The organism is Arenicella sp. 4NH20-0111 (assembly GCF_040366405.1).
Classification (GTDB): domain Bacteria; phylum Pseudomonadota; class Gammaproteobacteria; order Arenicellales; family Arenicellaceae; genus Arenicella.
Window position 1 is genome coordinate 789246 of the sequence record NZ_BAABWF010000001.1, and the last position, 23699, is coordinate 812944.

At 46.4% G+C, this 23699-nt stretch carries 20 protein-coding genes; 10 read left to right on the plus strand and 10 right to left on the minus strand.

The features are described from left to right. Positions 1–25: 25 nt before the first annotated feature. On the plus strand, positions 26–3541 hold the full coding sequence (locus ABWW54_RS03385; protein WP_353410112.1) for a hypothetical protein: 3516 nt from the start codon (positions 26–28) through the stop codon (positions 3539–3541). Positions 3542–3644: 103 nt separating this feature from the next. On the opposite strand, the gene ABWW54_RS03390 is transcribed toward ABWW54_RS03385, so the two are convergent. Continuing rightward, complete coding sequence (locus ABWW54_RS03390; protein WP_353410114.1) at positions 3645–5603, minus strand: S9 family peptidase; 1959 nt, start codon at positions 5601–5603, stop codon at positions 3645–3647. Positions 5604–5825: 222 nt separating this feature from the next. On the opposite strand from ABWW54_RS03390, the gene ABWW54_RS03395 reads away from it, so the two are divergent. Further along, on the plus strand, positions 5826–6248 hold the full coding sequence (locus tag ABWW54_RS03395) for a hypothetical protein (protein WP_353410116.1): 423 nt from the start codon (positions 5826–5828) through the stop codon (positions 6246–6248). A 93-nt stretch (positions 6249–6341) separates the two neighbouring features. Here the strand turns inward: ABWW54_RS03395 and ABWW54_RS03400 are convergent, their stop codons facing one another. Both ABWW54_RS03400 and ABWW54_RS03405 read right to left on the minus strand, forming a co-directional pair. Then, positions 6342–6839 carry a hypothetical protein gene (locus tag ABWW54_RS03400; protein WP_353410118.1) on the minus strand — a complete coding sequence of 166 codons (498 nt, stop codon included), beginning with the start codon at positions 6837–6839 and terminating at the stop codon, positions 6342–6344. A gap of 29 nt (positions 6840–6868) precedes the next feature. After that, the gene (locus ABWW54_RS03405) at positions 6869–7414 is read right to left on the minus strand and encodes a SixA phosphatase family protein (RefSeq protein ID WP_353410120.1); all 546 of its coding nucleotides are present in this window, start codon (positions 7412–7414) and stop codon (positions 6869–6871) included. Positions 7415–7609: 195 nt separating this feature from the next. On the opposite strand from ABWW54_RS03405, the gene ABWW54_RS03410 reads away from it, so the two are divergent. Together ABWW54_RS03410 and ABWW54_RS03415 are read left to right on the plus strand one after the other, a co-directional pair. Further along, the gene (locus ABWW54_RS03410) at positions 7610–7960 is read left to right on the plus strand and encodes a DUF4870 family protein (RefSeq protein ID WP_353410122.1); all 351 of its coding nucleotides are present in this window, start codon (positions 7610–7612) and stop codon (positions 7958–7960) included. Positions 7961–8519: 559 nt separating this feature from the next. After that, positions 8520–9050, plus strand: a complete 531-nt coding sequence (locus tag ABWW54_RS03415) for a DUF4252 domain-containing protein (RefSeq protein WP_353410124.1) — start codon at positions 8520–8522, stop codon at positions 9048–9050. Between the two features lie 33 nt (positions 9051–9083). Here ABWW54_RS03415 and ABWW54_RS03420 read toward each other — a convergent pair whose 3' ends face one another. Continuing rightward, positions 9084–9872 (minus strand): SDR family oxidoreductase, encoded by a 789-nt coding sequence (locus ABWW54_RS03420; RefSeq protein WP_353410126.1) that lies wholly within the window; start codon positions 9870–9872, stop codon positions 9084–9086. 161 nt (positions 9873–10033) lie between these two features. On the opposite strand from ABWW54_RS03420, the gene ABWW54_RS03425 reads away from it, so the two are divergent. Then, the gene (locus ABWW54_RS03425) at positions 10034–11740 is read left to right on the plus strand and encodes a DUF3592 domain-containing protein (RefSeq protein WP_353410128.1); all 1707 of its coding nucleotides are present in this window, start codon (positions 10034–10036) and stop codon (positions 11738–11740) included. A 24-nt stretch (positions 11741–11764) separates the two neighbouring features. Here the strand turns inward: ABWW54_RS03425 and ABWW54_RS03430 are convergent, their stop codons facing one another. The 6 genes from ABWW54_RS03430 to ABWW54_RS03455 all read right to left on the minus strand — a co-directional run bounded on the left by ABWW54_RS03430 (position 11765) and on the right by ABWW54_RS03455 (position 16467). Then, positions 11765–12688 (minus strand): dienelactone hydrolase family protein, encoded by a 924-nt coding sequence (locus tag ABWW54_RS03430; RefSeq protein WP_353410131.1) that lies wholly within the window; start codon positions 12686–12688, stop codon positions 11765–11767. 142 nt (positions 12689–12830) lie between these two features. Next, positions 12831–13748, minus strand: coding sequence for a DUF4350 domain-containing protein (locus ABWW54_RS03435; RefSeq protein WP_353410134.1), 918 nt, complete (start codon positions 13746–13748; stop codon positions 12831–12833). Positions 13749–13843: 95 nt separating this feature from the next. Beyond that, the gene (locus ABWW54_RS03440) at positions 13844–14353 is read right to left on the minus strand and encodes a DUF1993 family protein (protein WP_353410135.1); all 510 of its coding nucleotides are present in this window, start codon (positions 14351–14353) and stop codon (positions 13844–13846) included. 106 nt (positions 14354–14459) lie between these two features. Continuing rightward, complete coding sequence (locus ABWW54_RS03445; protein ID WP_353410137.1) at positions 14460–14813, minus strand: hypothetical protein; 354 nt, start codon at positions 14811–14813, stop codon at positions 14460–14462. A gap of 117 nt (positions 14814–14930) precedes the next feature. Next, on the minus strand, positions 14931–15566 hold the full coding sequence (locus ABWW54_RS03450) for a TetR/AcrR family transcriptional regulator (protein ID WP_353410386.1): 636 nt from the start codon (positions 15564–15566) through the stop codon (positions 14931–14933). Between the two features lie 91 nt (positions 15567–15657). After that, on the minus strand, positions 15658–16467 hold the full coding sequence (locus ABWW54_RS03455) for an SDR family NAD(P)-dependent oxidoreductase (RefSeq protein WP_353410139.1): 810 nt from the start codon (positions 16465–16467) through the stop codon (positions 15658–15660). Between the two features lie 62 nt (positions 16468–16529). Between ABWW54_RS03455 and ABWW54_RS03460 the strand changes: the two genes are divergently transcribed. The 5 genes from ABWW54_RS03460 (at position 16530) to ABWW54_RS03480 (ending at position 23667) form a co-directional block, all read left to right on the plus strand. Then, positions 16530–17954, plus strand: coding sequence for a sodium:solute symporter family transporter (locus tag ABWW54_RS03460; protein ID WP_353410141.1), 1425 nt, complete (start codon positions 16530–16532; stop codon positions 17952–17954). Positions 17955–18204: 250 nt separating this feature from the next. Next, positions 18205–20481: a TonB-dependent receptor gene (locus ABWW54_RS03465; protein ID WP_353410143.1), complete on the plus strand. Its 2277-nt coding sequence runs from the start codon at positions 18205–18207 to the stop codon at positions 20479–20481. Positions 20482–20564: 83 nt separating this feature from the next. Then, a complete protein-coding gene (locus ABWW54_RS03470; RefSeq protein WP_353410145.1) occupies positions 20565–22130 on the plus strand; it encodes a class I adenylate-forming enzyme family protein in 1566 nt (521 codons plus the stop codon). Then, a complete protein-coding gene (locus ABWW54_RS03475; RefSeq protein WP_353410147.1) occupies positions 22123–22986 on the plus strand; it encodes an alpha/beta fold hydrolase in 864 nt (287 codons plus the stop codon). Before ABWW54_RS03470 ends, ABWW54_RS03475 begins: the two co-directional genes overlap by 8 nt. A gap of 384 nt (positions 22987–23370) precedes the next feature. After that, entirely contained in the window at positions 23371–23667 is a 297-nt protein-coding gene (locus ABWW54_RS03480; RefSeq protein ID WP_353410149.1) for a hypothetical protein, read from the plus strand. Positions 23668–23699: the final 32 nt, after the last annotated feature.

The following is a 23699-nucleotide window of genomic DNA, read 5'->3' on the forward strand; positions in this document are numbered from 1 at the left end:
ACGGTCAATAAAAAGGATGTGGGTTATGCGGCGACTATTGCGATTAGTTCTATCGATTAGCATTGTTTCATTGTTGTTAGTTGGTTCTTTAGCTGCAGATTCGGCATACGCAAAAACAACGAGTGACCCTAATCACAAGGGGTGGGTAGGGAAACACCCGCGTTCTAAGATTGTTCAATGGAAGCCCATAGAGGCAAAGTGTGAAAAATGCACTCAGATGGTTGCTCAATATAACCAAACCATGCAGCAATTATTGAATAGTCGATATTGGGTGAACTTTTGGATCAGCGTAGCGAACAACAGAAACAAGGGTAAAAAGGACCCGTTCTGGCCAGGGGAAGGTGATATTTCTGATTTTGAAGGTAAGGCTATTGGAGCTAACCTAGAACTGTTTGAATTGCAGAATGCGCAGTTAGAATTACATAGAGGATTAGTGCGAACGCTGGAGCGTCAAGCAAGCTACTTGCGTGGTGTGATCATTGAATGTGAGTTAACGGCGTGTGGAAAAGCGAAGAAGCCCAAAATCAAGAACAATAAGATAGGTGGCGATTCGATAGACCAACCCTGGCAACCAGATGTTTCTAGTATTTTGACGCAACACGATGTTGCATGGAAAGGTCCATATACAAGTTATTGTCTGCCGTGTAAGCCGATCATTACGCAGCTTAATGCGGTGCCTGGTTGGATAGTGCGAGCGCACATGAAGTTGCGAATCTTAGAGGCTCAGCTCGAGTACTCTAGGATGATAGAAAAAAGTAATGCCGTTACGTTGGAATTCTTGCAATACACACACCCGGATAAAACAAATTATACGAATCTGGAAGCCAAAGTCGCTAAGCTTAAAGCTGAGCTTATTGCGTTAAAGAAGTTGTTTGAACAATTGTTAAGTGAGCTAAGTGCTTGCGAGCAAAAATATTGCAAGCCTGAAACAGACCGACAAATCTCCACGACGGATGATCATCTACTGATAGGTTTACCTGACGTTTGCACTAGGCCGGCCTCAAACATGTCGATCATCGTTGGACCAAACAGTGAAGTAGGTTCTAAGGCTAACTTTAAAGACAAAGCCAAAAAGAAGTTAGCCGGCGCAGCCGTAGGCGCGCTGGCAAAACTGGCTGGTTTAGGCGGTGGTGGTTCCAATGGCGCGACTGGCCCAACTACTTATAAAGACCCGGTGAAGAGGAAGTATAAGACTAAGTTAAAGAGCAAGAAGCCAAAACGCGAGCTTCGAACAGGAGGTGTTTTCACACCGGACGGTTTGCTTATAAGCTCGGATATTAAAAAGGCCCCTGGAAAAGGTACGTTTCAAACCGTATACCTGCAAAATGCGAACGGCTGGCGCTTGGCACCTATCGGGATCTTTATGTATGAGATTTGGCGAGATTGGAAGCTCAGCGTTTCTTGGACCAGAGACACGTTTGTTGATGGAGACTTGGTAAAGCATGAGGAAGGTGGGTGGACCGAAAGTTGGCGTGAGCTAATTGCTCGTGGCGAGGAAACCATTTTTGGCGAAGTACCAGAAGCGCCACTGTGGGAACAGCTAGGATTTACCACGGCTGTTTCTGGTGCGCGATCCTTGGGGACTCTGTTTCCAATTTCACCCGCCATGCTTCGAAACCAAACGTGGAATTTGGTCATTCACGTCACCGATCCAAAGAAGGATCCGGTACTCACCGTGCCGTATGTATTTGAGCTATCGGTAAATCCTAAAGGGATCGTGGTAGCCGAAACGGTAGACAATACACGGGCAAGTAGACAATCAGAATGTGATGACGCATTGCTGGTTAAGCCAGTTGATTCGTCGATAAATTCTGATGCTAGCGAGCCAATTGATGATGTTATTACAGATCTCATGACGACAAACATTGCCACATTTTTGTATGAAGCGGAGGATCAACAGCTGCGCTCAATATTTGAGACCGGCGATCTGGCATCGCTCGAGAGACTGGAACAAGAAGCCTTCGATTCATTGAGAAGCGATTGGGTGGAACAAATATCAGATCATCATTCACCCAATCAAATTGAATCCGCTCTGCAAAATGCGATTAGACAAGATGAGTTTTTTCAAAGCGCCCGTGAGTTTCTTGATTACGGCGTTGTCACTGCATTGGACGTTGACGTGGCGGCGTTGTATAACGAAGCGGCTTCGGATGAATTGAAAAGCATCTTTGATCAAGTACTATTAGGCCGAGATTTGGCTCAGGCGTACGCCATCGAAGTGAACTTGGAAGACATGCGTCAACAATTAGCTGACCTCATTGATACCCGCGAAAGATCGAATGACCCGACAGTTAAAAATGGTTTGAGTACGGATATTGCCAATTTGGAAAATGAAGTCTTGAATCACGATACTTTCATAGACCAAATTGTATTGCAGGGGGAGCTCGCACTGGCCGATTTGTCAGCCTATCAACGTTCGTTGTTATCTTCGCATATCATCATTAAAAACAACGACCACACGCAAGCATTAGAACAGGACCCGTTGGCTTTTCATTCGGTTATTAAGGATTTGTACGACCAGTCTCCTTACACGCCGCAACCCAATTCACCAGCTCCAGACGTTAAATCTGAACCGAACATAAAAGACGACCCGGAGATAAAGAAGTTCTTGGAAGAATATAATGCCAGGCGACAACAGCGGCTTCAGGATGTAAATGAGGCATTGGGGGAACTCGAAGCAGCAAGCATTGAGTTGAGAGATACGATGGAAAGTGCTGCCAAAGTTCTGCTTGCCAAGCCTGAAGATGTGGTTGGGTATTGTGGGCCCGATGTTACCAAGCCGTTTATGGAGTCCTTAGCCAGGATACATAAACGAATGAAGCTTGTACCTGATAACGAAAAGGGAATAATTGATGGCAATCAGTTCATGCTTCGTAATGGCGGTAACACCGACTATTGGTCGAAGTATGGCGATTGGAAAGGGACGGCGCAGTGCCCCACCTTAACCTGCGGCAACAGTGACCCTTGCTTTACGTTTAAAGGGCGGTGCTTTCCATTACACGTATTCAGTGACATTACCTTTGGTTTTACGGCTGATCAATTATACCTTCCAGAATTTGATGCTAAAGCGGGTGGCGCAGCGCATGAGGGCTCAAAAGCACTCAAGAAAAGGAAAAAAGGCCACACATTAAAGCAAGGTTGGGTCAAAGGCGCGCTTTCAATACTTGGCTCAGTCTACGAAGATTTTTTACCAGGGTATAGGGCGCCGATGCAACTGAAAGAGCCGGAAGCAACGGTGTCAGCGTACAAGTTTGGCGATGAAATAAGCGAAGACTTTGATGATGGGAAAATTCAATCAGCGGCTGATATCAGTGATGAGCATTTTGATGCCTTAGTCCAAGGCGTTTACGCAAGCACGCCCGGCAGTTGGCCACATCTTAAGTATTGCCAAGCTTGCCCAGATCCAGTGCCCCTTCAGCCGTATAACAATCATTCAAAAAAGGATTGGCTGTTAAGTGATGAAAAAACCCAAACGTTTTCAATCAATGAGGCGGGCGAGGAAGTATACGACATTAAGCCAACAGCTGCTAAGAAGGAGTGATTGAGAAGCAAAAGCGTCTATGCCCTTAATGGCCCGCATTGCTAATGGGAAAACGGCGTGCGGGCCAGTAAGGGCAGCTATTTTAGCTCATAGAGACTCAGCGCTAGTCCTCGCCTCGTAAGTACTTATCCAGAAACTTAAGATAGGCTTCAGATGCAGTGATACGGTTCTCTTTTCTTAAGAAACCGTGGCCTTCATCGGGAAACAATACATATTCCACAGGTACCTTGTTTGCTTTTACAGCCGCAACAAGTTCGTCGCTTTCGGCCTGCAAAACTCTGGGGTCGTTGGCCCCTTGAACAACCAATAATGGTTTAACAATATTGTCGGCGTGAAACAGCGGAGAAATCTTACGCAAACGCTCTATATCAGTCGCGGGATCACCCATTTCGTCGTACAGCGCTTCTTTAAAGGCTTCCCACCACGGTGGGATGCTGGTGAGCGTTCGCTCCCAATTAGTGACGCCGAAGATATTAACGCCAACGTCGAATACCTCTGGCTCAAATGCGAGTGCCGCGGCCACCATATAGCCCCCGTATGACCCACCCATGATGCCTATCTTGTCGCTGTCGACCCAATCTAATGTTTCTAAGTATTTACGGGCGTACACGATGTCTTGAAGGTCCACTTCGCCATGACGTTTGTCGTCCATATGGAAAAACGTTTTACCATAGCCAGATGAGCCACGATTATTAGCCGCTAATACCGCATAGCCATGATTAACTAGGTGTTGAATTAGTGCGCTGTAACCTTGCCTGCTTTGGCCACCAGGGCCGCCATGCACCAACACTAACGCAGGAACTTTATTGTTGGTGTTGGCTTCTTTGGGCTTATAGAACACACTGGGGATCTCAAGGCCATCGAAACTCGGATAGCGAACTATTGAGCTCTCAACTAGGTTGTTTTCATCAATTTCAGCGTTGAGCGATGTGGTTAAGCGATTATACTTTTGAGACTCCATTTGAAGTACATAAACATCGGAGGGCGAACGGTCACTCAATAGCTTTAGCGCTAACTCACTTTCATCTTCATTAAAGCGAAACTGTGAAGGATTCCCCGTTGGTAAACTGGACAAAGACTTCTTTTCACCAGTCTTCGTGTCGTACATCGTGACCTTGGTCAGCGCGTCGTCATTAATGCCGACCATTTGATAGCGTCCACTAGGCGAGAAGGTGATGAAGCTCACGTCCCACTCGGCTTTTTGCAGCAATGCTTTCGCCCCCGTAGCCAAATCGTAGGTCCAAGCTTGCACGAACTCGCCATACTCATCTGTCGAATACGCAAGCTGGGCGTTGTCTTTGGTAAAGCCATACACGCCGTAAGAAATATTACCTTTATGTTGGGTAATGAGTGTTGGTTGAGCATCGGCACTTTCAAGGTCAATCAAATAGATATCGGAATCGGCGCTCGTTCTCGGTTTAACAAGGGCCACCCATCGACCATTGGGACTTACGTCAGACACCTGAAAACCAGGGTTTTTAAAAATCAATTTACGAGAATAGTCTTCCGCTGAATAGGCGTAGACATCAAACGATTTGGCATCCCGCTCGTTAGTGAGTACCCAGAAGGTTTTTTCATCGTCAGACCAACCCATGAAGCTTGCTTTAACGGCGTCACCGGGTGTTAGGTCTTTAGCGCTTCCGTCCTCTTCACGGACGAACACATGAGACAGTTCATTGCCGCCGTTGTCTCGACTGAATAATAAGCGTCCGTCATTCGGAAAGTAAGACAGCCCAAACGTGGCGTTGGTGGTTGAGTTAGTAAGTGCCGTGGGTTGTGAACCGTTCACTGGCATGGCGTAAACGTTATACACACCTGTTTCGTCGGAGGACAGCAAGATGCTCTGTCCGTCACTCGCAAATGCTCGGCCTTTCCAGCTCGCCATGCTGTAACTGGTGTTCTTGAAAAAGGCTTCCGCGGAGTATTTGGGAATAGTTATCTCTTGTACTGGCTTTGCGTTTCGATCATTGACAATGTCCGAGCCCGTTCCCGAGTTCGTCGCGCAGCCCGCTAGTAGGGCAAAGCAAGCGCACGATAAGATAGGTATAAACGTTAGATTCATGATGAACAAGTTCCGTGAGTTGTGGGGTGCCCATAACATAGCAGACTATTGTTAGTTTTTCTAAAGCGTGTTTCTTGTGTCCTATTTTCCCTTGAAAGCCTGTTTATATAAATTGTAGATACAAAATTATGGAGCGGATTTTCCGCAATTAAGTTCGGCTGGGTGCTATCTACACAGTTCATGCCCACCGAAATTACCCTACTACTTAAATGGAGATTTACTATGAGTATTTTAAAAACAATGGCTTTCACACTTTCATTCACGTCTGTCTTTAGCATGACATCCCTACATGCCGAAAGTCGAGCCAATATCGCAATGCTGGAATACGAACAGGTGTTTGATAAATCTGGTAAACCGCTGGATCTCATCTTAAAAGGAGCCACGCCAGGCTGGCACTGTGAATCGGTCGATTCCAGTGGCAAAGGGCATGACTGTACTCTTACGACCTCAAGCAAAGAAGAAAGCAAGGGCGATTCGCCGCGCTTCTTAAAGGTGGTTTCCTACAGAAGGGCCATAGATGTGAATACGCCTTTGTACCTGACGGGCGAAGAAGAGTATCTAAAGGACTGGCATTGTAAGTCTGTGGATCAGAGTGGTACTGGTCACGATTGTGACTGGGTTGATGTGATTATTACCGAAGAGTAGTCCGCATCATTCTGCCAACACTTTTGGCTAAACAAGAGTGTGGGTATAGAGCAGTCTTTTAAGTATTGGGCTGCTCTTTTTTGTTTGCTTGTTCTAGGCTTTGGAGGCTTTATATAGTTTGATCAGTCCAACAATGGCTATCGCCAAACCAGTGATAAACAACGCAAGCTTGAGCGGAGTAGTGATGGTTTTTAGGCTCATGAACTCAGCGTTGCCTGTTAACAACATCACTTGCGCATAGCCTTCGGTCAGATCAACGGGTATACAGAGCAAGCTCGGCAGTGCCAACCAGAGCCCAGATTTACCAAATGCTTTGAGTGCAATTCCTGCGAAGAGGCCACCATAGGCTAAGGGGTACAGCACGTCTAACGTGGCGGTAGTCCAAATGTGTGCCTGTTTTTGCGCCACTGTCATGCTTATGATGTGATTGTTTATTTGGTCTGCATTAAACATTTCATCAATCAGCATAAAGTCCCAAATTTGCATTACCACGCCAAAGGACACTGTCAGTAGGAGTGTTATGACAAATAGCGTCCAGAGCGTTCTCTTGTTTGTTAGAAAACTCTGACTAGATAAAAACGGTGTGTTCATTGTTTTTCCTCGTGGTTACGCGTGGGTGGCTATTGGATAGGCTGGATTTTCAGTCGAGTTACTTCGTTCACACCGTTTACTGAAACCACTTGGTATAAGTTGTCGTATTCACTTTCATTCATGGCGTCTATTTCTTTCCCACTCAACAAACTCGTTAAATCTGGGGTTGTATTGCTGTGGCCAACAATGAGTATTCGCCCTGTTTTCTCTTTTAGTGTGTTCGCAAACTCTACTAACTGACCTGGGTCGTATGACTCTACATCAAGGCCCAGTAGGTCGGCCAGAGGTTTGGCTGTTTCCTGGGTGCGGTGATAGTCGCTCGAGTAAATTCTGGTGATATTCGCGTGCGATAAATGTTGCGCTAAATACCTCGCACGTTGGTGTCCTTGTTCTGTCAAATGTGGGTTTTTCGTACCGTCACTTTGCTTTTCAGCGTGCCTTACTAAATAGAAAGTCTGCACCGTTTCTGTGTGCGAAGCATTGTTTTCCGTGTCAGCGGTAGTTGTATCGGCGTACGACATACTCATCGCCACAGCGCTAAGAAACAGTACAAAAATACGTGTAAAAGTCGTCATGGTCAGGTTCTTCCTTTGCGTATAATTTAATACATATTGATTGATACTACGTGATTTTTGACATTAAAGCCTAATTTAGAACCACACTCTGTTGTCGAATTTTTGAATCCAAAACCGGGAAGAATGTATCTAAGCTTATAAGAGCATCAATTTTGATTGATGCCTTGCAACGATAATTCTACGGAGGGACATTCAATGAGTGTATTAATGACCAGTACTTCTTCCTCAGGTAACAACGAATACAAAGCGCATGCGTTGTTGTCTTACATTTTGCTAGCAATTGGCCTATTTACCGCTATTCCACTGCTGTTTGGTGCGATATGGGCGATGATTAAAAAGAAAGGCGCCTATGGAACCACTTACCATAGTCACCTGGTCAATGCTACGAGAGTGTTCTGGTGGAGCCTATTCTGGACAATTCTTGGTGCGTTTTTGGTGCCGATCGGAATTGGCTATCTTATTTGGTGCGTCGCCTGGCTTTGGGTGTTGTATCGAGTGGTCGATGGGTTGGTTAAAGTATTGTCTGACGAACCCTACCCGATATAAGACCATCAACTTTCTGCAGCCTGGCTTGCCTTTTTGTGTGTGGAGCCTGCTTATGAATTTATTCTATTCTGTGCCAGCGTTCTTGCTGGCACTGTTCGTTTGTCTTCTATTTTTCTCTTTGGTTTCGTGCGTATGCATTCCCTTTTGTAACGTGCTTTTCGGTGTTCTCAAGGCCGATATTTGAGCACGCTTTGCTTTCGCCGTTTGACCGTGTTTAAAGATAAATACATTATTTTTGTAACCTTTGTGCATCTCACGCGTTTTACTTAATGAACGGCAACAAAATTACACCTTTACCAAAGCGCTAATTTCTGAAGTCAGTTCATTGAACAATCATTAATAGAGCACCTATTTTTAGTAGCGTTCAATTTGAAGACAGAAACTTGATCGTCGGAAATCAAGTCATTGATATGGAAGGTATTTAGCCTCAGGCACTGAGCCTCTGGCAATGGTGACCAAGCAATGCGCTTTACTACCCAGCTTGAATCCGCATGAATCTGTAAACAAGCAACCAATCGCAGATTTTAAATGGCGGTTCACTTAACGTAACGAGGACATAATGAAAAACTTAAAATTGTATTTAGTATTTGGCTTTACGGTCGCACTGTTAACCATGCCTGCCTATGCCAGTAAACAGGGGCAAATCGACTTCGCAGATCTCACCAATCACTACGGTGACCCTAAGGTTGAAATAAATTTAAACACCAGCTTGATGAAAATGATCGGCGGGTTTGCGGATAAGACAGAGGACCCAGAAGTGGCTAATATTCTGGCAAATTTGGAGTCAATTAAAGTGCGCGTCTACAATCTGAACGGCAAGCTTAAAAAGGCAAGTTCAACTGTGGACAGAGTGGGTCGTCAACTTAAAAAAGACAACTGGGAAACACTAATTACCGTTAACAACAATGAGGACAACCAGAAAGTGCGAGTGTTCAGTAAATCAACTCGAAAGGTAATCGATGGCGTTGTGGTGATGGTGGTGTCGCCAGAAAAAGAAGGCGGTGAGGCGGTGTTTATTAATATCGTGGGTGAGATCGACCCTGACAACATTGCCAAGGTCACAGAATCCCTTGATATCAATATTAACTAAGTAACTTATCTGTTACTGATATTGGCGCCTAGTCTAGGCGTCAATATTTTGTCCCAACGATGCATTGACAATGCCCCCATCCACGGAGATGGTGTCCCCAACCACATAGTCCCCGGCACGGCTTGCCAAATAAATAGCCGTGCCGGCCATGTCTTCAGCAACCCCTATTCGGCCAGAAGGGATGCCTGCCGATACTTCGTCAGCATGATCACGAGCAGCACGATTCATTTCCGATGGGAACGCTCCTGGCGCAATAGACGTCACATTTATATGCTCGCTCACGAGGCGTGCAGCAAGTCGTTTAGTCAAATAGATAAGCGCTGATTTAGATGCATGGTAACTGTAGGTGTCCCACGGATTTAAGCGCTGGCCGTCGATCGAGGTTATGTTAATCACTTTAGCCGGTTGAGCTTTACTGCCACTGGCCACCAACAATTTGTGAAGAGCCTGTAACAAGAAGAATGGAGACTTAAGGTTTAGATCCATGACCTTGTCCCAACCTGCTTCAGAGAAGTCTTCAAATGGCATGCCCCAGGCGGCGCCAGCATTATTGACCAATATATCTAGTTTGGGTTCCACTCCGGCAAAGTTGGTGGCCAAATTTCGACAACCTTCAATCGAGCTTATATCTTGAGGCAGGGAAAAACAATTGGGGCCGAGTTCTTCGGCTACGGCGTTACACACATCCGCTTTTCTTGATGATATATAGACTTTAGCGCCTTGCGCAATAAACCCTTCAGCGATCATCTTGCCGATGCCGCGTGAACCACCAGTAACTAAGGCGGTTTTTCCTTCAAGTGAAAATAGTGCAGATGTGTCCATAGATGTCTCTTTGTGTGTCCGACCGAAATAAATATTGTGTGACGTTCAAGTCTAGCTCACCCAATGGTGCAATTGTACCGTTGATATGTGAGTAAAGCTGGATTAGACAAGCAACGTTTAAGCGTCTACTCTAGGAAAAAACATAGTTTAGTATGAATGACATGAGTAGTTCAAAACGTAGCTGGGTAGGCGTTATCTTTGGCATGGTGTTCTTTTGTGCTGGTATGGCGGTGGCCTACAACACGGCACTGCGGACGGTGATCACGTATGTTAGCAGTGCCGATTGGGACTTGGTGCCGGCCACAATTGAAAATTTGGAACTTAAGAATCACCATGGTTCAGATGCCACGACCTACTCTGTGCGCGGGCGCTATAACTATTACTATCAAGGTTATGATTACTCAAGTACACGGATTAGCTTTAGTAATGGCAGCGATAATTTTGGTGATTATTGGCATGATTTATACGCACGTTTAAATCAAGATCGACGATATGAAAACGTCATGGCGTGGGTAAACCCCGATGCGCCACACGAGGCGGTTTTAGATCGAACTTTGCGCTGGGCGAGTATTGGCTTCGGCGCGGTATTTGCAATTATGTTTGGTGGCATTGGTGGTCTGGTCGCGTGGGCTTCATGGCGGAATGAACCAACATCAGTTCGACGGCCGGTTTTAGACGTGGGCAAGGGAATCGCTAGTAAGGAGAAAACCGGTGGTTTGGGTTTACTGGTCCTCGGAGGTATATTCTTCGGGGTTGGCTCCATCATGGCTAGCATGATCCTGCCGAGAGAACTGGAACGCGATAACTACCCTGCTTTACTAATTTTGGTGTTTGTTTTAGTCGGGGTGGGAATAATGTGGGCCGCGGTTAAACAACTGCTGGCGTATCGTCGCTTCGGGCCAACGCCTCTTTATCTGGACCCTTCAGAACCAGGTGTTGGCGGTGAATTCGGGGCCTGGTTTGTGTTAGCGTCTAATCATCAAAATCAACACGTTTATGAGAGAGCTCAATTCAATGCGACGCTGTGTTGCTTGCGTCACTATAAGTCGGGTGATGACTCAAAGACAGACATTCTTTGGAAGGAGTTTGCTCCAGTGTTTACTAGCTTATCTTCTGGGGGAACAAAGGCAGCTTGTAAGCTCGATGTGCCCGCTGATTGTGCGCCGTCAAGTGAGCGAAGCAATGGCGATAGTATTGAATGGGAATTGTCGATAGATGGCGATTTATCTGAGCACGGTTTAGGCAAATTTAGCCGCTCGTGGGAAGTGTTTTTGGACCAATTTCCAAGTTCTCAAGTTTCCGCGATATCTATGCCACAAGCATTTTTGGATAACGCAGAATTGGCGGCGCAAAAGTCCGCGAGTGATTCAGCACTCAGGCAAATAAGCGTCGACGAGTCTGGTCATGGGATCGATGTAATCAGTGCGGCGGGTCGCTCCATAGTGTCTTCCATTATGGGCATTGTTTTCGGTTGTATTTTTGTCGGCATGGGTGTTTTTACCGTGGGGCAAGATTGGTGGCCGGGTTATCTATTTATTGGGATCGGTGCATTGATTGCTTTGGCGAGCCTGTTTTCTTTAGGCAGTGCAATAGACGCGCATTTCGATACTCAGGCGCGTAAAGTGCGTGTGCGCAGAAGTTGGTTAGGAGTGGTCTTTTCATCGAAAGAGATCAGTCTTAATGACCCGAGTCAGTTCACTGTTAAACGCACGTCGTCAACGCAAAGCGGCAGTAAAAGTACTGAATATTACGCTCTCTACGTTAGGAAAAATCATAGTAGTGACAGCAAACACAAGGTGGCTGAATCCATTGAAGGAAAAGAAGCGGTGGAAGCGCTCAAAGCAATGCTAGTAGAAAAGCTCTTCTAGCATCTAGGCTCCCAAGGTTTGCGCTTAACTGAGTTCTTGATTAAAAAACTCTATGGTTCTGCGCCACGCGAGCTCGGCGTTTTCTGGTGCGTACCGTCCCGTGGAGTCATTATGAAACCCGTGCATCGCCTCTTCATAAAAATGGGCTGTGTATCTTGCTTCATTTTGCTTTAACGTGGCTTCATAGTCTGGCCAAGTAGCATTCACGCGCTTGTCTAAGTCACCAAATTGAAGCATTAGTGGGCCTTTCACTTTCGCACGAAGTTCTTCAGCGGCCGGTGAACCGTAAAATGGGACTCCTGCGTCAAGTTCGTCGGGCATTGAGGCCGCCAGCATGTTCACAATATAGCCGCCGAAACAAAAGCCAACCGCGCCGAGTTTGCCAGAACTCTTTTCATGGCCCTTAATGAATTTAGCGGCGGCAATAAAATCCTCTTCGAGTTTTGCGCGTTCCATACCGCGTTGCATCGAGCGCCCTTCATCGTCGTTACCGGGATAGCCTCCTAATGGATACAGCGCATCTGGAGCAAACGCGATAAACCCCTTTTTCGCCAAGCGTCGGGCAACGTCTTTAACGTAGGGGTTTAGTCCGCGATTTTCGTGAACCACTAGCACCACCGGTGCTGTTGTATCAAGCTCGCGTGGCGTAACGAAATAGCCTTGGCATTCCCCATGCCCTTTGGGTGAAGCAAAGTTAAGGAAAGACGCTTTTATAGCAGGGTCATTAAACGACACTTGCTCGGCCTGAGCGTAATCGGGCAATAAGGCGGATGTTAACACCGCCATGCTTAAGCCTAAGGTGCCAAGACGAGTCATGAACTCGCGCCTATTTATCATTCCGTGAGCGTATTCGTCATACCAGTCAAAGGCTTCTTTGGGTATTGGTCGAGCTGTTTCGTTGCGCGTGGCAGCTGTCTCTTGGGTGCGTGTAACAGAATGAGTAGGCATGGTAACTGATCCTCGATAGCAAGCGTTTAGTCTGGTAGAGCCGTAATAGTACTACTACGAATGACTATTGTTGAATTACATCATAGCAATTAAGCGCGTTTCTAATTATTTCGGCATCGTTGGAAGTGTTAACAGGTCGAAGTTAGAGTATGTCTAACAACAGCATCAAAGCGCCGATCGTGCCTGTTGCGGATGGGTCGCCTGATGAACGAGGTGTGTTGGGTGTGGTTGGAGATGTGGTTGAATCTTGTCCTAAAAAATTTACGATTCGGCGTAATATTTCGCGATTGTCTCGTTTTGCGATGTTCGAACCAGGCCCGCTATTCCACATTGGTTGTCGGTCAAACAGGGTAATAACATGGCCCTTGCCTACAGTGGCTAATGCCAACGCCGCGTACTGTGGATTATCAATGGTAATGTTTTGGGTGTGGGGTATGTTTGTGTTGCCGCTGACCAAGTTATCTGGATTGTTAGAGTGTGGGATCAATGCTATGGCATTAGAATTCGGATCAATCGCGATAGGCGATACGCCCTCGCCTTCTAATTCAGGCCGGTCGTTCATTAACGGATGTGGGATGTTAGGCCCAGAACGAAACGATTTGGTCCCATTGGCTTGATCTACCGTTACCTGCATTCCGTAACGCTCGATCAAGTTGTTTGTTACGCTTTGCCCGACTGAGTTTTGCGCGCCAACGGAAGAAAAGCTTCCCCCTGAAGCTGAGTCGCTGTAGATGAGCATGCCGCCGCCGGCGTTAAGCCAATTATGAAGGCTCTCTTTTTCGGCATCAGACCATTGTTTTTGATGTAAACCGAAAATCAACACATCCACGCCGCTAAGAAAACCATCATTGATGGTGGTTTGTTGATCGTAGCGTTGACTGATCGTATGAGCTTGTGAACGAACTAAGTCCGCAAACTCAGACAACCCTTTTGATCCAGTGTCTGTCAGCAGCATTTGATCAAAGGGTTGTTGGTTGCCCGACGGTACTGTTCCATCGCCAGCCACGTCACCGTGCACGTATAGCACTGAAGCGGCAAAAGCCGTCGCACTGCTTGCCATGAGACAAAGCGTGCTAAGTAAACTAATTGCTAAGAAACGTGGCGCGACTTTCATAGTAAACAACGGCGTAGAATTGTATGGTGGAGTTTACCGTATCAGAATGGCCCCATAAAATCGCGTTTGCCAACGGGAACGCCCTTCATTCTCAATAAATCGTACGTGGTGGTTAAATGGAAGTACACGTTAGGTAACATAAATTTCAGCACGTAGTCTTTGCCTTTCAAAGGCAAACTGGCGTCTGGGCCCACGGGTATTTCAAACACGACATCGGCGGATTCGTTCAGCGCGGTTGAGTTTAGGTTGCTGAGTTCATTTTTTATCGATTGAATTCTCAAGATAAGTTTGTCGAAACTCGGCTCATCCAATACGAGATTGACTGGCTCTTGGTTCGTGAGTCGACTGATGCCTCGTTGTATTAACTCGACTGAGGTTTGTATTTGCCAAGACAAAGGATGCATGTCTTCGTGCAAGCGTGTGGCTAACAGGTCTTTGTCGGTTAGATTGTTTTCTTTGGCGTAGTCATTTGCTTTCCCCAATATGGATATTAGAGCTGCCAGTTGTTGTGTTATCAAGCCGCTAAATACGTCAGATACTGCAATTGTCATGGTCGTTTCCTTCACATGCCGAGAGTGGCATTTTTCACAATGTTGTATTGGCTTAATAAGGCGATTTCGCGAACTTCCAAGCAAAATATTTTAGGTTTATGGCACTCTAATTGGCGTAGTTCGACTGTTTTACCATCGATTTGATTAATTGTTTTGCTTGCGTTAACTCCACGTTAGCCTCGACCTTATTAGACCGATATATCGTTCCCATGCTCGATATGGGGTCCTTAACCAGCACTAAGAAATCGATATTAAGGGCGATGCAGGCCTTTTCCCATACATGCCATAGATTAGCGCGGTTCTTGTCCGTGATATCCAGGTAGCCCTTAGAGAGGGCTCTTTGATATGTCGCACGTTCGAACGGACGCAAATAATGACCCACTGAACGTGACCCTGCGTTTATTCCCGAACGTTTACCTCGACTCAATCGATCAACGTGCTCTAGTTGCAATCTTTTCATTTCCATCAGCTTTGTATCTCTAGCAGTGCCAAAGATACATGAGGGCGTAAAAAGTTAGGTGAGCATACGGCACTCTGACAAGCACGCTTTGAGAGGCTAAAGCTAAAAATTAGCCGCTTAGCCGCAGACCTTATTAAACCCAGCCGCGATGAAGGGGATCATGTTGTCATACGCCGTGTGGAAATCGTCGGAGCGACACTTACCCTTTGACAACTTATCGATCCGGCCGGTTTGTGCAAACGTGAGCGTTAACGCGCCAGACAAGTTTTGATAGCACCAATAAATGTCTTCATCTTTGGCATTGGGCAACGCCTTTTTCAGTGCTTCGATGTACTCTTGAACGAGTTCGTCAAACAATGAGGACATCATTTTCTCACCCCAAACAGGGGAATTATTGACGTAGGCTATTAGGGCTAAATAGTTTTTCCAGCCGGGATCAGTGTTTTCTTGAGCAATTTCGAGGGGGCGCAAAAACGCTTCGATGATTTTTTCTACACTAGGGCCGCTTGGTCCAGCTAGATCTTGGCAGCGCCTTAATGCTTCCAATCGGGCATTGTTCAGCTTGTCGGAACGACGCTCAAAGACCGCATTGAAGACGTCCATTTTACGACCAAAGTGGTAGTTGGCTAGGGCGACGTCTACGTTCGCTTCACTGGCAATTTTGCGCATGGTTACGCCATCGTAACCATGCACTGCAAAGAGCGCTTCGGCAGCATCTAGTATTCGTTCGCTTTTATTCGCTTTTTGCGACATTCCCGTTATCTCAAAGATTGTGATGGCTAGTTGAATTTCATTATAGGAATCCATCTTGGGACCGTCAATTTTGCTTAAAGCTAAGAATTATCTATAGACGCATTCCACCGTCGATTTCCAGCACTCGGCCATTAAAGTAATCATTTTCCAGAATGAATTTTAGGCCCAAGGCGATTTCGTCGGGGCTTCCCATACGTTTACTCGGAATTTTTTGAGTAATCTTCTCTAGAACGCGAGATGGCATTTTTGCCGTCATATCTGTTTCAATAAACCCAGGGGCGATTGCCGCTGATCGAATTGAAAACGGAGCCAGCTCTTTAGCCCATGTTGTCGTGAGCGCGACCACCGCCGCCTTGCTGGCACTGTAGCTTGATTGGCCAAAGTTACCTGCTCGACTGATGCTGGATACATTCACGATGACGCCCTCACTGTGTTGGTTGATCATATGAGTTGCGGCGGCTTGCCCGCAAATAAACGTGCCGGTTAAGTTGACATCCAACACTGACTTGAATTGAGTGAGGGGCAGCTTTTTGATTGTTTCTTCTCGTTGAGAAACCATCAAGCCGTCTTGTAAGATGCCAGCGTTATTGACCAGTACGTCAATGCGCCCAAAATCATGACTAATTTTCTCAAATACAGCGTTAACTTGATCTTCATCGGCTATGTCGGCACCGTAACCAATGGCATTTTCTAGCCTTGACGCTGCCTCGGTTGCGGTGCCTTGATCTAGATCGATAATGGCGATTTTAGCGCCAATGTCAGAGAGTTTCTTTGCCATGGCAAAACCCAGCCCTTGAGCGGCGCCGGTAACGACGACCACTTTATTTTCTATATTCATGATGAAGCTCAATCCTGTGTTTGTATTGTGTGTTTTGCGGATGATGCCTAACTCGGATTGCATTTTCAACATATGTTGAATATAGTGCAGGCCTACGCAGCAAGAGCATCTATTTGGAGTGATCTATGACGCCGGAAATTTTCAAGTACACGGTGACGTTCGCCTACGCTATTCTAGTTTTGTGGCTATCTTGGGTTGGGATGCGCCGGACTCAAGACATTAAGGGGTTTGCGATTGGTAATAAAGACATGAGCCCATACGTAATTGGGTTCACGCTTGCCGCATCAATCGCATCCACGGCAACGTTTGTGATTAACCCAGGGTTTGTGTATGTGGATGGTTTATCGGCTTTTCTGCATTATGGTATTTCAGCGTCGTTTGGCATATTGGCGGCCTTCATTGTCCTTACTCGAGGTTTTCTAAAGCTGGGTGAACAACATCAGGCGTTGACCATACCTGAATGGATATACCATCGTTACCAAAGCCGTGAACTCAGTCTTTTCTTTGCATTCATCAACTTGTTGTCGATCACCTTCGTGGTGCTAATTTTAGTGGGTTGCAGCTTGTTGATGACGGGATTATTTCCTTTAGATCAAAAGCAGTCTCTGTTAGTGATACTGGTGTTCGTGTTTTCCTATGTGCTAATGGGGGGCACCTACGCACACGCCTACACCAACACACTTCAAGGTGTGATGATGCTATTTATCTCGGTCTTCTTGTTTGTGCAGGGGTTTAAGTACGTCGATGGTGGTTTTCTACAAGCTTTATCGTCCGTGGGTGAAAACTACGCGGCGATGGTTAATCCAGACAGTCGGCTCTATTACAATTTCTTCGCCGTATTTATCAGCGGATTCGTAATTACCTTCGCGCTCATGTTGCAGCCGCATATTTTAACCAAAGTGCTGTACTTACGCGGCGAACACGACATTAAGAAGTTTATTGCCACTACGGTGGTTGTTGGGTTTTGTTTTAGTTTAATGCTTGCTATCGGGTTCTATGCTCGCTTTGCCGGGTTGGAAATAGAATCACAAGACGTTGTGGTGCGGGAATACCTTCTGTTTGAGTTTGGGTCCAGCGCGGTTGGGCAATACGTTCTTACCTTTATCTTTTTGACGCTGCTGGCAGCGGGGATGAGTACTCTAGATGGCATTCTAGTGTCGCTATCAGCGATGGTCATCAACGATATTGTGACGCCGATTGTAGGCAAGTTGCCCAGTGCGCTGATGTGGTCTAGGGTGCTATTGGTTGCGGTTGGGTTGGTGGCCTTAGCCTTGGCTTGGAATCCGCCTGCGTTGATCGGACTGTTTGCGCAAAAAGGCGTTTATGGATTGGCCGCGGCGTCAGCGGCGCCTATCTTGTTTGGTGTCTTGTATCAGGGCGCTATTCCAAAAGGGTTGGTGTTTTTGGCGGCCTTTTTGGGCCTAACAGTGCATTTGATTCTCAACTTGGTGGGGGGTGTTGCTAATCCAGCGGTCTCTGCCACCATTGCTGTCTTTGTTTCCATGACGTTAATTGGCGTGTATCTAATGAGTGTACGAGTACGGCGCTAAGAACTCGGATGACGGTCTACGCTACGTAATTTTAGGTCTCATCAGGAGTCGATTTTCTTTGTCGCAGGCCGGGTGCGTACTGCCTTGATAGAAAAAGGCTTGGTAATTTCACTTTAAAAACAATTAGATAAAAACACAGTGTGACTCATGTTGACATTTCAACAACTGTTGAGTAATCTAATTTCAACGATCGTTGAAAAAACATCGTTATAACTAAAATAATTAAGAGTCAATCAGAGGAGTCTCGATCATGAAAAACCGCACGCGGCGTTTGCCTTTACTTTCGTTAGTTGCACTAGGGTGTCTATCGGCGGCCTCAGTATCGTTCAGTCAGAATTCATCCGAAGAACCATCGCTTGAGTTAGAAGAAATTGTGGTCAGTGCGCGAAGAAGATCAGAAAGCTTGCAGAGTGTTCCGATTGCGGTAACCGCCTTTTCAGGAGACGAACTTTCTTTACGGGGTGCAGCCGACATATCAGAGATAGCGCAATCGGTTCCCAGCGTAACTCTGGAAGCATCTCGCGCGACCAATTCGACTCTGACTGCGTTTATTCGTGGTGTTGGTCAACAGGACCCGCTGGCTGGGTTTGAGCAAGGCGTCGCTTTGTACTTGGACGACGTTTACATGGCCAGACCTCAAGGGGCACTGCTTGATATTTATGACGTAGAGCGAATAGAAGTGTTGCGTGGGCCACAAGGTACGCTGTACGGGCGTAACGCGGTTGGTGGTGCGATTAAGTACGTGACCAAAAAGCTCGGTGAAGAAAACGAGTTTAGAATCAAGGCCGCCGTAGGGTCGTATGGTCAGACCGATTTCGTAGGCACGGCCGCCATTCCTATTTCTGACTCTCTTCGAGTAGGCGCCACCGTTGCATCGCTTAACCGAGATGGCTATGGAGAAAATCTGAGTACCGGTGAAGACAACTACAATAAGGACGTATTAGGCGTTCGATTAAGTGCGGAATACTCACCCAGCGATGCCGTGTTTGTGCGACTTAGTTTTGATAAGACCGAAGATGACTCAAACCCGGTAGCTGGCTTTCGCCCGTTTCCGGCCACATTGAGTGGGCTTGGCGTACTAGACGACGTTCGTGATACCAGCGCTGGCGCCAGTCAGCAGTCATCTACAGCCGGGATTAATGGTAACAACAACGTAGAAAGTGAAGGCATTCACCTGAGTGTTGATTGGCAGCTGAGCGACGCCGTGACCTTGCGATCCATAACCGCAAAGCGAGAAGACTACACGGAGTCGGTGATTGATTTTGACAGTCTAAATGCCATCGATTTTGATGCTCAGGTTATTTATGACAATGAGCAGTTCAGCCAAGAATTTCAGCTGCTGTATAACTCGGACAGAGTAAACCTTGTAACCGGTGTGTACTATCTTGACGCAAGTGCTTCCAACGATTTTGATGTGGTACTAGGTCAGTTAGGCCAACTTGCCTTTGGAGCGCCATTGACGGCGTTTACAGGGGGAATCGTCGATACCGAAGCTTGGTCTGTGTTCGCTGATCTAACCTACGACATCACTGATCAACTGAGTTTATCGGTAGGTGGGCGCTACACGGAAGACAAGCGTTCCGCGGACATATTCAGAGCTAATTATTTAGGTTCTGGTTCCCCCAGCTTTGGAAATACGGCGTCCGTCTTTCTAGCGGCAACCAGTGATTTTGAAGCTAGCCGTACTTACGATGACTTTTCACCAAGAATTAACTTGAGCTATGCATTTAATGATAATTTAAATGTGTACGGTGGCTTTAGCCAAGGTTGGAAGGCCGGGAGCTTTGACCCTAGAGGCGCGAATTTTCTTACGTCGACGGTGGAAGAAGGCTTCGAGCCGGAAACCATCGATTCGTTTGAACTTGGGTTGAAATCAACGTGGTGGGCCGGCCGTGCCACAACCAATGTTGCTGTATTTACCTCATCGTATGAAGACCTTCAAATTCCGGGTTCCGTTGGTGTTGATACAACTGGGGATGGCAATAACGACAGCTTTGTCGGAACGGTAACCAATGCCGGTGAATCAGACATCAAAGGCATCGAACTCGAGGGGCGCTTTTTGTTGAGCGAGTCGCTTACGGCTCAAATCGCTCTGAGTTTCTTGGATGCCGAGATCAAGGAATGGATTGTCAATGGCGTAAACGTCGCAAGTGCCAGAGAAGTTCAAAACACCCCAGAGACAATGGCGAATATTGGCCTCAGTTACCTACGCGCTTTGTCCACGGGCAGCTTGATGATTGCGGCAAACTGGTCTTATAAAGACGACATTTTCCAGTTTGAATTGCCCACGCCAGTACTAGACCAAGAAGCGCACGACATTTTGAACGCCAGCGTGGTTTGGACCAGTGATGACGAAAGGCTTCGCATTGGGCTGCACGGTAAGAACTTAGCGGACGAAGACATTAAGACATCAGGATACTGTTTTGGTTCGGGTGGATGCCCTTCATCTTTAGGCCTAGAGGACAACACCACGGTGTTTTATGCAGCACCAAGAACCATTACAGCGACTCTAGAGTACGAGTTCTAAAAACATAACTTGAAGCACGGGCGCGCCGGATAAATTTCGGCGCGGCAACCCGCATCGATGTCGAAATACAGTTAAGGAAAGGCATGCAAATTTTTGAATCAAATTCACCCCTATTACCCGAAATATTTTCTTTGCACGGAAAGTGGCGGGCACAGCAAGAAGCCGTTATTTGTGGGCGAGAACGTCTGACGTGGGCACAATTCATCGCCGGCAATCATCGTTTAGCTAATGGCTTGTTAGCAAGAGGTGTTAACCCCCGAGACGCGGTAGGTGTGGTCATGTCAAATGGCGTTCCAATGCTTCAAGCGATGATGGGTTTGATGGCCATGGGCGCGGTCTCAGTACCAATAAATCTATCAGTCAATGATGACGGATTGGTTAGTATGCTTAACGATGCGGGTGTCACCGCACTGATTGTTTCTGCCGACCAGCGAGCGCGCATTGAAAGCTTGATTCCGTCGATGCCAAAGAGCCTCAAGCTAATGGTATGTGACCAAGGCGCAGATGATGATTGGGTTAGCTTCGAACAATTAGTGGCCACCGCAGGAGAGCAACTGCCAAAGGTCGGCATCGAGGCAACAGACAGGCTTAATATTATCTACAGTTCCGGAACCACGGGTCTACCGAAGGGCATAGTTCACACACAGGGTGGGCGTAGAGATTGGGCTTACGACTTAGCTATCGCGTTGCGTTACCACTGCAATAGCAAAACTCTATTGACAATTGGCTTGTATTCCAACATTTCCTGGGTAGCAATGTTAACAACGCTGCTAGCCGGAGGCACCTTGGTCATTGCTAAAAAGTTTGAAGCTAACGCGTTTCTCGACATCGTCCAAGATGAAAAAATCACACACACAGCAATGGTGCCGATTCAATTTCAGCGAGTTATCGAGTGTCTGGAAAAATCAAAGAACGAGTATGACCTAGGCAGCCTCGACGCCATGATGAGCTGTGGCTCGCCATTACACGCCGAACTAAAACAAAGCATTTTTGACTATATGCCTTGCGGGATCATTGAACTTTACGGTCTGACGGAAGGCGTGATCACCACAATTGAACCCGAGCAGTCAGAGGGCCGTTGGTCGTCTGTGGGCAAACCGTTGATCGGCACCGATATACGCATTGTTGATGACAATGATGTTCAGATGGCCGCAAACCAAAGCGGCGAAATAGTATCCAGAGGCCGCATTACCATGCCTGGGTATCTAAATAGGCCAGACGCGAATGCCGAAGCCAGTTATACCGACGAAGACGGCAAAGTTTGGTTGCGTACTGGCGACATTGGTTATTTTGATGACGAAGGTTTTATCTACATCGTTGACCGTAAAAAGGACATGATACTAACAGGTGGCCAAAACGTGTACCCACAGGACATTGAAGCTGTTATGTTCGAACACCCTGCCGTAAATGACGTTGCGGTAATCGCAGCGCCGAGCAATCGTTGGGGCGAAACCCCAATAGCGATTGTGGTGTGCGATGAAAAATCCGCCGCGACCATGAACGAAATAACAAAATGGTCTAACCAACGTTTGGGAAAGCAGCAACGCATAGCCGCGGCCATAGCGGTTAATGAACTGCCTAGAAACCCTAATGGTAAGATACTAAAGCGCGAACTTAAAAAGGTACATTCAGTGGTTTCCTATGACTGATTATGTGGACATTTGGTATCAAGGTCACGACGGCCTGCCCTTGTACGCACGAGACTATTCTCTTGAATGCGGTGAGGGCTGCCCTGTCATACTGTGCATGCATGGCCTAACTAGAAACTCGGCAGATTTTGATGATATTTCAGCGGTTCTCGCTAAAGACTATCGATTAATTGCCGTGGATCAACGTGGTCGAGGTCGATCCACGTACGATCATAATTCCGACAACTATGCCCCCTCAATTTATGTGCAGGACATGTTTGTGTTGTTGCAAAAGCTCGATGTAACATCCGTGATTTTAATGGGAACATCGATGGGAGGAATTATGAGCATGATGATGAGTTCAATGAAGCCCACTATGTTCAGTGCGCTCATTATTAACGACATTGGCCCAGAAATAGACCCACGGGGCATTGAGCGTATTAACAGTTACGTAGGCAAGACCAGTGTTGTACAAAACTGGGATCAAGCCACCGTGCAAGCAAAAGTGATTAATGGAGATGCCTTCCCCAATGCAACGCAGGAAGACTGGACCGCATTCGCAAAACGTATTTACCGTGAAGCCGAAAATGGCGAGCCGGTATTAGCCTATGACCCGGCGATAGCCAAACCATTTACAGACAATCAGAGCACCGAACCCGCAGACTTATGGCCAGTCTTTGATGCCATGGGTGATGTTCCGCTATTACTCATTCGCGGTGAGTTATCAGACATCATTTCAACCAACTGCGTGGCAAAAATGAGAGAACGCAGGCCAGCCATGGCCTATGCTCAAATACCAAACGTAGGGCATGCCCCTTTGCTTAGCGAACCATGCTCAATCTCTGCAATAGAGCAATTTTTGAGTTCGTTGAACTAGGCCTCAACACCAAACACATTCCAAAGCTATTGGGTGAGCCTATTGATGAATCAACATAGGCCTTAGCGCTCACAGCCCAAACACGAGCGAAAAGTTCCCTTGCTACCACGGCAAGCCAGCATGTATTCTCTAATGGCATTTAAACGGTGTTTTACACAATACTTTCTCCCCAGAAAGTAGAGTTCACCACACCAATTCAGCGCAAACAAAAAAAACAAGGATGGCTTCCCAGTTAACTAAATAGAAAGATCGCTATATTCTAAAATAAATTAGTAAAAACAATTACTTAAATGAAGAAAGAAACAATCGAAAAAATAAAACAAGGATTCCTGATAATAATGATATCTGGGACGCCGTCCCGTATATCATACTGTTAGGTGTATTGTGATTTTTGCGGAAATAGTTACAGATCAACATTACAACGATTTCTTTCAAGTTGTAGATGAAATAATTAGAGAAAAATTTGAGGATGTTGAATCCGGGCTACAGAGTGACGGCTGGATATGGGTAAAAGAATCTGATGACAAAGTTGTAATAGATACCTTTTCGTCAATGCTGTTTGAAGTTAAATGTAGCAATCGAAACAGCCAATTACTAAGTTCAGTAATTGGCTTATTAAAAGAAAAACTAGAGTTAAATATATTTTCAAAACCTGTTCTAGAAGAACATGAATATTTCTAAAAAACACCTAACAAGTCACAAAACGAAATGCG